A 13,192-nucleotide genomic window follows, 5' to 3' on the forward strand; every position below is an offset into this window, starting at 1 on the left:
ACGTTCTGGTACGGGCCTCAGCCCGCGACCTGCCCGGCCCTGGCGCCCGCGTCGGCGTCCTCGTCGACGTCCGGCACGGCAGCCTCTTGCCCCGGGACGGGCTGGTTATGCCGCCGCAGCGACTCGATCTCGCGGATGAAGTCGTCGGCGGACTGGAAGTCCTGGTACACGGAGGCGAACCGCAGGTACGCCACCTCGTCGAGCTCGCGCAGCGGGCCCAGGATGGCCAGACCGACCTCCTGGCTGGGCACCTCGGCGGCGCCGCGCCCCCGCACGACGTCCTCGACCCGCTGGGCCAGCAGCGCGATCGCGTCCTCGGCGACCGGGCGGCCCTGGCAGGCCTTGCGCACCCCGTTCATGATCTTCGAGCGGCTGAACGGCTCGGTCACGCCACTGCGCTTGACCACCGACAGCACCGTCTCCTCGACCGTGGTGAACCGCTTGCCGCACTCGGGGCAGTGCCGCCGCCGCCGGATGAGCGCGCCGTCCTCGGCCTCGCGGGAGTCGACCACACGTGAATCGGGGTGTCGGCAGTACGGGCATCGCATCGCTGTCACCTCCACGTCGTCGTCACCGTCCGGGTGGTGCGGGCACTGCTCCGGGCATGACTTCGCCGACGGTCGCGAATGCGGCCGCCAACGGGTACAACGACGGAGAGTGACTCGGCCGTACCCCCACGAGACGGGCCCTTAACCCAATCTGTGGGCGGTCGGCTCGACACCACCACAAGATGTGGGGTTGAACTTATGCCCCAGGGGCCCCGGTCGCAAGTTGACGCGCCCGAATTTGGGACGTGTCGCGAGCAACAACACGCACCGTCACCCGCAGGGGGCACAGCGGTGATCATGCATCGACACGAATGATGGATCGTACAGATGTTTGAAACTGACACCAAGTCGCATTAAGGTGTCCGGTAAGAACCACTCGTAACGTTCACCGCCACCGATGCACAACTTGGTGGCTGCGCATATGCGACATCACCGGAGGTCCGAATGTCCCCCAATGAGCGAGCGTCGCGACCTGGTAGGCCGCCGACCGCGCCCGCCGGAGCGGGACCCCTGCGCGCGGTGGCGGCGACCAGCGGCTCCGCCGCCGACCTGCAGAGCAGTGACCTCAGCAGCCGGCAGCGGCGCATCCTCAGCGTGATCAAGGAGTGGGTGGAGCAGCACGGCTACCCGCCCACCGTGCGCGAGATCGGCGAAGCGGTCGGCCTGGTCTCCCCCTCGTCGGTGGCCTACCAGCTCAAGGAGCTGGAGCGGAAAGGCTTCCTGCGCCGCGACCCGTCGCGCCCGCGCGCCGTCGACGTGCGCACCCCGAACGACACCGCCGACACCGACGAGACCACCCTGGCCGCCCGCCCCACCCCGGTCTACGTGCCGCTGCTGGGCCGAATCGCCGCCGGTGGCCCGATCCTGGCCGAGGAGTCGATCGAGGAGGTGCTGCCGCTGCCGCGCGAACTCGTCGGCCAGGGCACGCTCTTCTCGCTCCAGGTCAAGGGCGACTCGATGATCGAGGCCGCCATCTGCGACGGCGACTGGGTCGTGGTGCGCCAGCAGCAGGTCGCCGAGAACGGCGACATCGTCGCCGCGATGATCGACGGCGAGGCCACGGTGAAGGTCTACCGGCTGCGCGAGGGGCACGTCCAGCTCATGCCGCGCAACCCGGCCTACGACCCCATCCCCGGCGACGCCGCCGTCATCCTCGGCAAGGTCGTCTTCGTGATGCGCCGCGTCTGAGGTAAGGAAGGGCCCCTTCTTATCGCTTTCCGTAGTAGAGGGGCCCCTTCTCAACCCGGTTCGAACAGCGAACGGCCCCGGCAGGACTCCTGCCGGGGCCGTGTCATGTCGTGCGTCAGCGGTACTGCTGGTAGCCCTGGTCGCCGTACTCCTGGCCATAGCCCTGGTTGCCGTACTGGCCGCCCTGCTGACCCTGCTGTCCGTAGCCCGGCTGCTGGCCGTAGCCGTCCTGCTGCTGGCCCGCGTACGGGTCGTAGCCGGAGTCGCCGCCGTAGCCCTGCTGCTGGCCGTACTGCTGGCCCGCGTACGGGTCCGCGCCGTAGCCGCCGCCCTGCTGGCCGTAGCCCTGCCCGGCGTACACCTGCTGGCCGCCGCCGTACTGGTCGTAGCCGCCCTGGCCGCCGTACTGCTGCCCGGCGTACTGCTGGCCGCCGTGCTGGTCGTAGCCGCCCTGCCCGTAGCTCTGCTGCTGGCCGTAGGCGTCGGCGTAGTAGCCCGACTGCTGGTAGCCGCTGACGGGGGCGAGCATCGCGGTGGCGGAGTTGTCGGCCGGCGCCAGGTCGTCCAGCGGTTCGTCGCCGCCCTTGCGGGCCGCCCTGCGCTTGCGCGACTTGACGATGCCGAACACGCCCAGCAGCACCAGCAGCACGCCGAAGACGCCGACGCCGCCCAGGGCCAGGTACAGGTCGTCGACGCTGCCGAAGAGGCTGAGGTACCAGGCCTTCTCGGCCTTCTTGGGGCCCGACTGCGGGGCCGCCTCGACGAACTTCTCGACGCTGGGCGTGTAGCTCCAGATGACGGGCTTGCGGGCCGCGTCGCCGGACTTGAGGTGGTCGGTCTCCGAGACGGTGAGGAACTTGGTGCCGTCGGCGGTGTAGGTGATCGCCTCGCCGCGGCGCGGGTCGTCGGGGACCGAGGTGACCCGGGGCTTGCCCTTGGTCAGCGCGCCGATGATGTCGCCGTTCGCGACGTCGAACTCGAGCGCGTCGCCGTAGGTGCGCAGCACCACCTTCTTGCCGTCGGGCGAGGCCGCCGCGCCGGTGACCATGCGGCGGGCCACCGAACCACCGATGACCTCGGTCTGGGTGACCGGCAGCTTGATCGTGCCGACTTCTTTCAGTTCCGTGGTCGAGCCGACGGCGCCGAGCGGAGCGGCGGTCGTGAAGATGTGGGTGGTTCCGGCGGCGGTGAAGTCCCAGTTCTTGGTGACGATGATCGGGTTGCCGTCTTTGTCGATCAACAGCGCCTCGGCGTCGTACTTCTTCTCCGGGTACTTCAGCCGGTACGGCCCGGTGACCTTGTCGTTGACCATCTTCCACAGCGCGACCGTCTGCCGGGTCTGCTTGTAACTGGCGTTGTTGTCGCCGGTGTCGGCGATCCAGATGGTCCTGCCGTCAGGCGCGAGCGCCATGTCCTCAGGATCGGCGGCGCCGTTGCCCGCGTAGTTGATGGCGCTGCCCACGATCCCGCACTGCTTGTTCAGCTTGAAGATCCGGGTGCGGCCGGCGATGTCCGAGCCGTCGTTCATCACGTAGTAGAAGTTGCCGACGGCGACCATGCCGGACAGCTCGGTCAGGCGGGTGTCGTTGATCGTGCACACCTTCGTGCCCGGGACCGCCGCGGGCGCCGCGTTCGGGGACGGGCTGGGTTCCGCCCCTGCAGGGGCGCTGACCAGCCCGGCTCCGAGCGCGACGCCGAAGGTGGCCGCGCATGCCTTGACCAGGAATCCCGTTAACCGCATCCGGACAGTTTGCCACGACCGGATGCAGTCCTGTGTAACGCGATTAAACCGTCACGATGCGTCTGAGGCCCAGTCACTTTCGGTGATTGCGAATCGGTCCAGCTCAGCTGCCAGTTCCCGATCCACCCGCACCTTGAGCTGCGTACCGGCGGCGGTGTGACCCGACGCGAGCACCTCACCCCTTCGGTGGACCTTCGCCACCAGATCGCCCCGGTCGTACGGCACGCACGCCGTCACCTCGACCGCCGGGACCGGCAGCTTCGACTCGATCACCTCGCGCAGCTCGTCGATGCCCGCGCCGGTGCGCGCCGAGACGAACACCGCCTCGGGCCACTCGCGCTTGAGCCGCAGCAGCGTCTCGGCGGGCGCCGCGTCGGCCTTGTTGACCACCAGCAGCTCGGGCAGCCGGTCGGCGCCGACCTCGGCCAGCACCTCGCGCACCGCCCGCACCTGCTCGGCCGGGTCCGGGTGGGCCCCGTCGACCACGTGCACGACCAGGTCGGCGTGGGCGACCTCCTCCAGCGTCGAGCGGAACGCCTCGACGAGCTGGTGCGGCAGGTGGCGCACGAACCCGACGGTGTCCGACAGCGTGTACTGCCGGCCGTCGCGGGCCGTGGTGCGCCGCGTCGCCGTGTCCAGCGTCGCGAACAGCGCGTCCTCGACCAGCACCCCGGCTCCGGTGAGCCGGTTGAGCAGGCTGGACTTGCCCGCGTTGGTGTAGCCCGCGATCGCGACCGAGGGCACCTCGGCGGCCAGGCGGCCCTGCCGCTTGGTGTCGCGGATGGTGCCCATCGCGACGATCTCGCGCTTGAGCTTGGCGATCCGGGTACGGATGCGCCTGCGATCGGTCTCCAGCTTCGTCTCACCGGGACCGCGCAGACCCACGCCGCCGCCCGCGCCGCCGCCGCGACCGGAACCACCGGTCTGCCGGGACAGCGCCTCACCCCAACCGCGCAGCCTGGGGACCAGGTACTGCAGCTGGGCGAGCTCGACCTGGGCCTTGCCCTCCTTGCTCTTGGCGTGCTGGGCGAAGATGTCCAGGATCAGGGCGGTCCGGTCGACCACCTTGACCTTGATCTTCTGCTCCAGGTTGCGCAGCTGGCTGGGCGACAGCTCGCCGTCGCAGATCACGGTGTCGGCGCCGGTCGACTCGACCGCCGCCCGCAGCTCGTCGACCTTGCCGCGGCCGATGAACGTGGCCGCGTCGGGCTGGCTGCGCCGCTGGATCAGGCCCTCCAGCACCTGCGACCCGGCCGTCTCGGCCAGGGCCGCGAGCTCGGTGAGCGAGTTCTCGGCGTCGGTGACGGTGCCGGAGGTCCAGACGCCTACCAGCACCACCCGCTCGAGCCGCAGCTGCCGGTATTCGACCTCGGTGACGTCGGTGAGCTCGGTCGAGAGTCCGGCCACCCGGCGCAGCGAGTGCCGCTCGGCAAGCTCCAGGTCACCGGTGGTCTCGTCGGCCACCAGCGTGTCGGGAAATGTAGGCAAATCTGCTCCTCCATCGTTCAGGTGTACGGCTTCAAGGTTGGCACGCTCGAAGCAGGAGCGCACCTCCATTCGCCGTAGCGTGGTTACCCATGAGTCACGGGGCCGTAAAACCCTCCGTTCCAACGAGTGGGAAAATCTAGGCCGAATCTCGACCCGAAAGGCGACATCGTGCCCACAACCCGCCTGCCCAGCGCCGGATACTCCATCACCGTACGAGTGGCGGTCGTCGCCGACTCCTCGGCGATCGGACGACTCACCACGGCGGTAGGCGAGGCCGGAGCGATCGTCACCGCCGTCGACGTGGTCGACTCCGACCACGTACGGGTGGTCGCCGACGTCACCTGCGACACCGCCGACAGCGCCCACGCCGACCAGGTCGTCAAGGCCCTGGAGGCGATGGACGGGGTCGAGGTGCGCAAGGTCTCCGACCGCACCTTCCTGCTGCACCTCGGCGGCAAGATCGAGGTGACCTCGAAGGTGGCCCTGCGCACCCGCGACGAGCTGTCCCGGGCGTACACCCCGGGGGTCGCCCGCGTCTGCCAGGCCATCGCCGACAACCCCGACGACGCCCGCCGCCTGACCATCAAGCGCAACACCGTCGCGGTCGTCACCGACGGCTCGGCCGTGCTCGGCCTGGGCAACCTCGGCCCGGCCGCCGCGCTGCCGGTGATGGAGGGCAAGGCCGCCCTGTTCAAGCGCTTCGGCGGGGTCGACGCCTGGCCGGTCTGCCTCGACACCCAGGACACCGAGGAGATCATCCAGATCGTCAAGGCGATCGCCCCGGTGTACGGCGGCATCAACCTGGAGGACATCGCCGCCCCGCGCTGCTTCGAGATCGAGGCGCGGCTGCGCGAGCTGCTGGACATCCCGGTCTTCCACGACGACCAGCACGGCACCGCGATCTGCGTACTCGCCGCGCTCACCAACGCGCTGCGCGTCGTCGGCAAGAAGATCGAGGAGGTCAAGGTCGTGGTCTCCGGCGCGGGCGCCGCCGGTACGGCGATCATGAAGCTGCTGCTGCGCCAGGGCGTCGGCGACGTCATCGCGTACGACCGCCGCGGCGCCCTGAACCGCGACATGGCCGGCCTCGGCCCCGACTGGCAGTGGCTGGTCGAGCACACCAACCGCGACAACTACTCCGGCGACCTGCCCGGCGCCATCGCGGGCGCGGACGTGTTCATCGGCGTCAGCGCGCCGAACCTGCTCACCGGGGACGACATCGCCCGGATGGCCCCGAACTCCATCGTGTTCGCGCTGGCCAACCCCGACCCCGAGGTCGACCCGCGCGAGGCCCGCAAGCACGCCGCCGTCGTCGCCACCGGCCGCTCGGACCAGCCCAACCAGATCAACAACGTGCTGGCCTTCCCCGGCGTGTTCCGCGGCATGCTCGACGCCCAGGCCCGCGAGTTCACCGCCGAGATGGCCCTGGCCGCCGCGATGGCCATCGCGGACGTGGTCGGCGAGGAGAAGCTCAACCCGAGCGTCATCGTCCCGAGCGTCTTCGACGCCCGCGTCGCGCCCGCGGTGGCCGCCGCCGTGCGCGCCGTAGCCCAGCAGGCCACCACCACCCCCACCCTGGACACCGACCCCACCGCCACCGCCTGACCCACCCCCCGGCCGCCCCAGAAGCGGGGCGCTCGGGGCGCGGGGCGCCATGATCGACTGCAGTTTCGGGGAAAGTGCTGGAATCTTGGGCATCTTTCGAGCACTTTCCCCGAAACTGCACCGATCTTGACCCGCACGACGCGTGGTATGGCGGTGCGGTGATCGGGGTCAGGCGGGCGGGAGGGTGACGTCGCCCGTGTAGGTGAGGACGGCGGGGCCGGCCAGCCAGCTGGTGTGCGCGTCGAGGGTGACGGCGAGGCGGCCGCCGGGGACGTCCACGGTGACCGTGCCCGCGTCGCGGCCCGAGGTGTACAGCGCCGCGACGCCGACCGCGGTCGCGCCGGTGCCGCAGGACATGGTCTCGCCGGAGCCGCGCTCGTACACCCGCATGCGCCGGTGGTCGTCGGCGACCTTGAGCGAGAACTCGACGTTGACCAGAGCCGGGAACATCCCGGCGTCGGTCTTCGGCGCCCGGCTCAGGTCGACCGTGGCCAGCGCGTCGGCGTCGACGTCGCAGACCAGGTGCGGGTTGCCCATGGAGATGCCCAGACCCCGGTACTCGACCCCGTCCACGATCGCGGTGGACTCGCCGAGAATCACCGGCGCGGCCATGTCGACCCGGATCCAGTCGCCCTCGACGTACGCCGTGCGCAGGCCGCCGCGGGTGGAGACCGGGATCACCTCGCCGGCCAGGCCGCGGGTGTGCAGGTAGCGGGCGAACACCCGGACCCCGTTGCCGCACATCTCCGACAGGGAGCCGTCGGAGTTCCAGTAGTCCATGAAGAACTCGGCAGCCGGGTCGGTGGACCGCTGCACCCGCAGCACCCCGTCGCCGCCGATGCCGAAGCGCCGGTCGCAGAGGGCGGCGACCTGGGCCGGGGTCAGCTCCACCGTGCCGTCGAGATCCTCGATGATCACGAAGTCGTTGCCGGTGCCGTGCCCTTTGGTGAACCTCATGCCACTCCCAACACGCTCGCCTGCCACCGCGGCCTTGCCCGACGCCATCCTCCGCTGCGCCGCGGACGGCGTCGAGCGGCCGCTACCGCAGGCGGGGCGCAACATCGTCGATGATCTTCACCGCCTGCTCGACGAGGTCGGGCGCGGCGCCGTCGAGCCAGCGTACCGAGGGGTCGCGGCGCAGCCAGGAGCGCTGCCGCCGGACGAACCGGCGGGTGCCGGTGACCGTGTCCCGGTGCGCCTCATTCTCCTCGCACTCGCCCCGCAGGAAGGCCAGGACCTGCTGGTACCCCAGGGCGCGGGAGGCGGTGAGGCTGCCGTCGAGCCCGTACGGCAGCAGCCCGCGCACCTCGTCGACGAACCCCGCCGCCCACATCCGGTCCACCCGCCGCTCGACGCGTACGTCGAGGTCGGCCCGGTCGACGGCGAGCTGCAGGCACCGGTACACCGGGACCGGATCGGGCAGCGAGGCGGTGAACGGCTGCCCGGTGATCTCGATCACCTCCAACGCGCGGACGATCCGCCGACCGTTGCTGGCCAGGATCTTCGCGGCGGCCACCGGGTCGGCCTGGGCCAGCCGGGCGTGCAGCGGCGCCGGGCCGCGGGCCTCCAGCTCGGCCTCCAGGCGCGCGCGTACGCCCGGATCGGTCCCCGGGAACTCGAAGTCCTCCAGCACCGCCCGCTGGTACAGCCCCGAGCCGCCGACGAGCAGCGGCACCCGCCCCCGCGCCCGGATGTCGTCGATGGCGGCGCGGGCCAGGCGCTGGAACTCGGCCACGCTCGCGGGCGCGGTCACCGGCCAGATGTCGAGCAGGTGGTGCGGCACGCCCTCGCGCTCGGCCTCGGTGAGCTTGGCGGTGCCGATGTCCATGCCCCGGTAGACCTGCATCGAGTCGCAGTTGACGATCTCGCCGCGCAGCGCGTGCGCCAGCGCGATGGACAGCGCGGACTTCCCGGCGGCCGTCGGCCCGACGACGGCGACCACCTCGGGCGCGGCGCGGTCGGGGGCGAGTATGGGGCCGCTACCGGGCCGGACGGGGTTCACGCGGACAACCGTAACCGGATCGTGCCCTGCCGGCCGGGGTACACCAGGTGCGGTGCGGGCGCGGACCCCGTAAGGTCACCTTGTCCTGGGCGCGCGACACGTGCCCGGCAGGACCTGTGACAATGCTTCTGGGAGCGGCGTACTCTCCCACGGGATCACGGGTTTGACTGCGCTATGGCGGCGACCTCGGCACGGACGTGACGGGGTTCGGTCGGGAAGAACGAGGATGGACATCATGAGCGACTGGGCATCGTACGGCCGGGTGGACGCCGACGGCACGGTCTGGGTGAAGTCGGCCGCGGGCGAGCGCGCCGTCGGATCATGGCAGGCCGGCACGCCCGAGGAGGGCCTGGCCCACTTCGTCCGGCGGTACGAGGATCTCGTCACCGAGGTCGACCTGATCGAGACCCGGCTCAACTCGGGCGCGGCCGACGCCGCACAGAGCGTGAGCACGGTCAAGCGCCTGCGGGCGAGCCTGGACGAGGCGCACGTGGTCGGCGACATCGACGGCCTGGCCGCGCGCCTGGACCGGCTGTCCGCGCTGGCCGACGAGAAGGCGGGTGCCGCCAAGGCGGCCCGCGACGCCGCTCGCGCCGAGGCGGTCGCCCGCAAGACCACCCTGGTCGAGGAGGCCGAGAAGCTGGCCGCCGAGTCGACCAGCTGGAAGGCGACGGGCGACCGGTTCAAGGAGATCCTCGACGAGTGGAAGACCATCCGCGGCGTCGACAAGAAGACCGACGGCGACCTGTGGAAGCGCTTCTCCGTCGCCCGGGACAGCTTCACGCGCCGTCGTGGCGGCCACTTCGCCACCCTGGACGCGGCCCGCAAGCAGGCCCAGACCGTCAAGGACGACCTGGTGGCCGAGGCTGAGGCGCTGGCCGAGTCGACGGACTGGGCGGCCACCGCGGCCCGGCTCAAGGAGCTGATGGCGGACTGGAAGACCGCGCCGCGCGCCTCCAAGGAGGCCGAGCAGAAGCTGTGGGACCGTTTCCGGGCCGCGCAGGACGCCTTCTTCTCGCGCCGCAGCGAGGTCTTCTCCGCCCGCGACAACGAGCAGAAGGCCGCGCTGGTGCGCCGCCAGGAGCTGCTGTCGCAGGCCGAGGCGATCGACGTGGACGCCGACCCGAAGGCCGCGCAGAACGTGCTCCGCGAGATCCTGGGCCAGTGGCACGACACCGGCCGGGTCCCCCGCGAGGCGGTCGCCGGGCTCGACCGGCGCCTGCGCGCGGTCGAGGACAAGGTCCGCGAGGCGATGGACGCGGCGTGGCGGCGTACCGAGCCGTCGGCCAACCCGCTGCTGGCGCAGATGCGCGAGCAGGTGGCCGAGGCCGAGGCGCGGCTGGAGCGGGCCCAGGCGGCCGGCGACGCCAAGCGCATCAAGGAGGCCGAGCAGGCCCTGGCGGGCAAGCGAAACTTTCTTGCCCTGGCTGAGAAGGCCAGCTGAGTTTCAGCAGATCAACGAAGAGGGGCGGGCGCTGCGGCGCCCGCCCCTCTTGCTGTGTACCGCATGGACGGTGCACGATGTCTCCGGAGCCAGGGCAGGCACGCGCATTTCCCGATCAGCAGAAGTCCGTTATGGATGGAGCACACCCGAAATGCGTTTCAAGTCTCGTCCGGCTGCCCTCGTGGCCGCCGTCTCGGCCGCGCTCGCCGCAGCGGCCACCGCCCTCGTCGCGGTAACCCTCAGCGCCGGCCCGGCCAGCGCCGACACCGGCACCGGTTACCTGCGCACCAGCGGTCGCAACATCGTCGACAGCGCCGGCAAGGTCGTCCGGCTGACCGGTATCAACTGGTTCGGCATGGAGACCGACAACAAGACCTTCCACGGCCTGTGGGCGGGTGCCCCGGCCACCTGGAAGGGCCAGCTCGACCGGATGGCGTCGCTGGGCTTCAACACCCTGCGCGTGCCGTACTCCGGTGACGCGCTCAAGCCCGGCGCGGCCGCCACCGGCATCAACGACTTCACCAACCCGGACCTGGTGGGGCTGTCGCCCCTGCAGATCCTGGACAAGGTGGTCGCGTACGCCGGGACCAAGGGGATGCGCGTCATCCTGGACCGGCACCGGCCGACCGCGGCCGGGCAGACCCCGCTGTGGTACACCGCCACCGTCTCCGAGGCCAGCATGATCGCCGACTGGCAGATGCTGGCCGCGCGGTACGCGGGCAACCCGACGGTGATCGGCGCCGACCTGTTCAACGAGCCGCACGCCGAGGGCACCGACCCGAACGCGACCGGCGCCTGCTGGGGCTGCGACGTGCAGGCCCGCGACTGGCGGCTGGCGGCCGAGCGGATCGGCAACGCGGTGCTGCAGACCAACCCGAACTGGCTGATCTTCGTCGAGGGCGTGAGCTGCCTGTCCGGCGGCGTGGCCAACGTCTGGGACAACATCCCGGACGACCCGATGGCCTGCGACTGGTGGGGCGGCAACCTGTCCGCCGCGATCGACAAGCCGGTCCGGCTGAACGTGGCCAACCGCCTGGTCTACTCGCCGCACGAGTACGGCATCTCGGTCTACGACCGGCAGTCCTGGTTCAACGACCCCAACTTCCCGAACAACCTGCCGGCTGTCTGGGACTCCTTCTGGGGCAAGATCGCGAAGCAGAACGTGGCCCCGATCATGATCGGCGAGTTCGGCAGCACCCTGGCCAACCCGCTCGACGTGCAGTGGCTGACCAAGCTGATGGCCTACATCGGCGACAACGGGCTGTCGTTCACGTACTGGTCGTGGAACCCCAACTCGGGTGACACCGGGGGTATCGCACTCGACGACTGGTACTCGATCAACCAGACGAAGTACAACATCCTGCAGCCGTACCTGAACCCGCCCACCACCAACCCGTCGCCGACCTCGTCGGCCAGCCCGTCGCCCTCGCGGTCGGCCTCGCCCTCGCCGTCGGTGTCCCCGTCGCGGTCGGCCTCGCCGTCCCCGTCGGCGTCGCCCAGCGGCAACGGCGGCTGCACCAAGCTCGTGACCATCACGAACGCGTGGCAGGGCGGCTACCAGGCCGAGGTGAAGGTGACCAACACCAGCACCAGCACCATCAGCCCGTGGACGGTCACCTGGACCGTGCCCAGCGGGGTGACGCTCACGAACGGCTGGAACGCCACGGTGACCCAGAGCGGCACCACCATCACGGCGGCCGCGCCGAGCTGGGCCCAGTCGCTGGCGCCCGGCAACTTCGTGACGATCGGCTTCACGGCCACCGGGCCGTCCAGCCCCGGGCCGAGCAACGTCAAGCTCAACGGCGTCACCTGCCTGTGACGCCCCGACCGGCGGCGACAGCCGCCAGCCCGCCGCCGCGCACCGCGCGTGACCTCCGCGGCGGCGGGTAACCCTCTCCTGGCGCTGCATCGATCCACCGGTGACCACCGGACCAGCGCGCCAGGCTCGTCGGCCCGGACCATGCCTCGTCCGGGCCGACGAGTACTCCCCTCCGCGCCGCCGCCCCGCCGCCCCGCCGCCGCGCCGCCGCGCCGCCGCACCTGCAGTTTCGGGGAAACTGCACGAATCGCGGCCAAGATTCCAGCACCTTCCCCGAAACTGCACGACCCCCGGACCGCACCCGGCAGGCGTGCCCTGCGCACCCCGCCCCGCGCACGCGGGCAGGCGTTAGGAAGGGGCCCTTCTACTACGGAAAGCGATAAGAAGGGGCCCTTCCTTACTCCGAACTACCCGAGCGCGCCGAGCGCGGCAAGGGTGGCGAGGGTGGCGGGGCTGAGGCGGACGGCGCCGGCGGCGACGTTCGCCGCCAGGTGGGCGGCGTCGCCGGTGCCGGGAATCGCGAGCACGTGCGGGCCCTGGTGCAGGGTCCAGGCCAGGCGGAGCTGGTGCGGGGTCATGTCGTGGGCGCGGGCGAGTTCGGCCAGGGTGGCGCCGTGGTCGGCGGAGGCGCCCGCCTCGCGGCCGCCGCCCGCCAGGGCGAAGAAGGGGGTGTACGCCACCCCGCGCCGCCCGCACTCCCGCAGCAGCTCGTCATCGGCGCGGTTGAAGTCCAGCGCGTACCCGTTCTGCACGCAGGCGACGGGGGCGATGGCCTGCGCCTCGTCCAGGTGGTCGAGCCGGACGTTGGACAGGCCGAGGTTGCGGATCAGGCCCTCGTCGCGCATCCGGGCCAGCGCCCCGAACCGCTCGCCGACCGAGTCCCGGCCGGGCCGCTTGACGATCCGGAGGTTGACCAGGTCGAGTTCGTCCCGGCCGAGGCGGCGGAGGTTCTCCTCCACCTGGGCGCGCAGCTGGGCGTACGTGGTCGCCTCGCCCCACTCGCCGTGCTGGTCCAGCCCCGGGCCGACCTTGGTGGCGATGAAGAGGCCGGCGGGGTAGGGCGCGAGGGCTTCCCTGATCAGCTCGGTCGCGTAGCGCACCGGGCCGGGCGGGCCGTCGATGATGCCGCCGGGCGAGAAGTAGAAGGCCGCCGTATCGATGTGGTCGACGCCCAGCTCGACCGCCCGGCGCAGCACGGCGATCGCGCGCTCGCGGTCGGGGTTGGCCGTCAGGCGCATCGAGCCGAAGCCCATCCGGTGGACGGTGCGGTCGCCGAGGAGCCAGGTGCCCGCGGCGGCCGCGGTGATCTCACGCGTAGGCATCGGGCGAACGTAGTCGCAGCGTGGCAGGGTGCGCA

At 71.2% G+C, this 13,192-nt stretch carries 10 protein-coding genes; 4 read left to right on the forward strand and 6 right to left on the reverse strand.

Annotated elements, in window-relative coordinates:
* Positions 1–17: 17 nt before the first annotated feature.
* Positions 18–548 carry a transcriptional regulator NrdR gene (gene nrdR, locus QEZ54_RS00095; protein WP_281302354.1) on the reverse strand — a complete coding sequence of 177 codons (531 nt, stop codon included), beginning with the start codon at positions 546–548 and terminating at the stop codon, positions 18–20.
* A 444-nt stretch (positions 549–992) separates the two neighbouring features.
* On the opposite strand from nrdR, the gene lexA reads away from it, so the two are divergent.
* Complete coding sequence (gene lexA / locus QEZ54_RS00100) at positions 993–1,736, forward strand: transcriptional repressor LexA (RefSeq protein ID WP_281302355.1); 744 nt, start codon at positions 993–995, stop codon at positions 1,734–1,736.
* Between the two features lie 115 nt (positions 1,737–1,851).
* Here the strand turns inward: lexA and QEZ54_RS00105 are convergent, their stop codons facing one another.
* A complete protein-coding gene (locus QEZ54_RS00105) occupies positions 1,852–3,477 on the reverse strand; it encodes a hypothetical protein (protein WP_281302356.1) in 1,626 nt (541 codons plus the stop codon).
* Between the two features lie 51 nt (positions 3,478–3,528).
* Positions 3,529–4,965 (reverse strand): GTPase HflX, encoded by a 1,437-nt coding sequence (gene hflX / locus QEZ54_RS00110; protein ID WP_281302357.1) that lies wholly within the window; start codon positions 4,963–4,965, stop codon positions 3,529–3,531.
* Between the two features lie 168 nt (positions 4,966–5,133).
* Between hflX and QEZ54_RS00115 the strand changes: the two genes are divergently transcribed.
* Entirely contained in the window at positions 5,134–6,570 is a 1,437-nt protein-coding gene (locus QEZ54_RS00115) for an NAD-dependent malic enzyme (protein ID WP_281302358.1), read from the forward strand.
* A gap of 168 nt (positions 6,571–6,738) precedes the next feature.
* Here the strand turns inward: QEZ54_RS00115 and dapF are convergent, their stop codons facing one another.
* Positions 6,739–7,527 carry a diaminopimelate epimerase gene (gene dapF / locus QEZ54_RS00120; RefSeq protein WP_281302359.1) on the reverse strand — a complete coding sequence of 263 codons (789 nt, stop codon included), beginning with the start codon at positions 7,525–7,527 and terminating at the stop codon, positions 6,739–6,741.
* 82 nt (positions 7,528–7,609) lie between these two features.
* The gene (gene miaA / locus QEZ54_RS00125; protein ID WP_281302360.1) at positions 7,610–8,572 is read right to left on the reverse strand and encodes a tRNA (adenosine(37)-N6)-dimethylallyltransferase MiaA; all 963 of its coding nucleotides are present in this window, start codon (positions 8,570–8,572) and stop codon (positions 7,610–7,612) included.
* A gap of 235 nt (positions 8,573–8,807) precedes the next feature.
* On the opposite strand from miaA, the gene QEZ54_RS00130 reads away from it, so the two are divergent.
* Together QEZ54_RS00130 and QEZ54_RS00135 are read left to right on the forward strand one after the other, a co-directional pair.
* Positions 8,808–10,016: a DUF349 domain-containing protein gene (locus QEZ54_RS00130; RefSeq protein WP_281302361.1), complete on the forward strand. Its 1,209-nt coding sequence runs from the start codon at positions 8,808–8,810 to the stop codon at positions 10,014–10,016.
* Between the two features lie 151 nt (positions 10,017–10,167).
* On the forward strand, positions 10,168–11,835 hold the full coding sequence (locus QEZ54_RS00135) for a cellulase family glycosylhydrolase (RefSeq protein ID WP_281302362.1): 1,668 nt from the start codon (positions 10,168–10,170) through the stop codon (positions 11,833–11,835).
* 407 nt (positions 11,836–12,242) lie between these two features.
* On the opposite strand, the gene QEZ54_RS00140 is transcribed toward QEZ54_RS00135, so the two are convergent.
* Positions 12,243–13,157 (reverse strand): aldo/keto reductase, encoded by a 915-nt coding sequence (locus QEZ54_RS00140; RefSeq protein ID WP_281302363.1) that lies wholly within the window; start codon positions 13,155–13,157, stop codon positions 12,243–12,245.
* Positions 13,158–13,192 lie beyond the last annotated feature (35 nt).

Origin of the sequence: Catellatospora sp. KI3, from assembly GCF_029948125.1 — a bacterium.
Taxonomy (GTDB): Bacteria; Actinomycetota; Actinomycetes; order Mycobacteriales; family Micromonosporaceae; genus Catellatospora.

Coding starts and splice junctions, on each gene's coding strand:
- QEZ54_RS00140 (WP_281302363.1), bottom strand. CDS start 13,157: ATGCCTACGCGTGAGATCACCGCGGCCGCCGCGGGCACCTGGCTCCTC.
- QEZ54_RS00105 (WP_281302356.1), bottom strand. CDS start 3,477: ATGCGGTTAACGGGATTCCTGGTCAAGGCATGCGCGGCCACCTTCGGC.
- lexA (WP_281302355.1), top strand. CDS start 993: ATGTCCCCCAATGAGCGAGCGTCGCGACCTGGTAGGCCGCCGACCGCG.
- QEZ54_RS00135 (WP_281302362.1), top strand. CDS start 10,168: ATGCGTTTCAAGTCTCGTCCGGCTGCCCTCGTGGCCGCCGTCTCGGCC.
- dapF (WP_281302359.1), bottom strand. CDS start 7,527: ATGAGGTTCACCAAAGGGCACGGCACCGGCAACGACTTCGTGATCATC.
- nrdR (WP_281302354.1), bottom strand. CDS start 548: ATGCGATGCCCGTACTGCCGACACCCCGATTCACGTGTGGTCGACTCC.
- QEZ54_RS00130 (WP_281302361.1), top strand. CDS start 8,808: ATGAGCGACTGGGCATCGTACGGCCGGGTGGACGCCGACGGCACGGTC.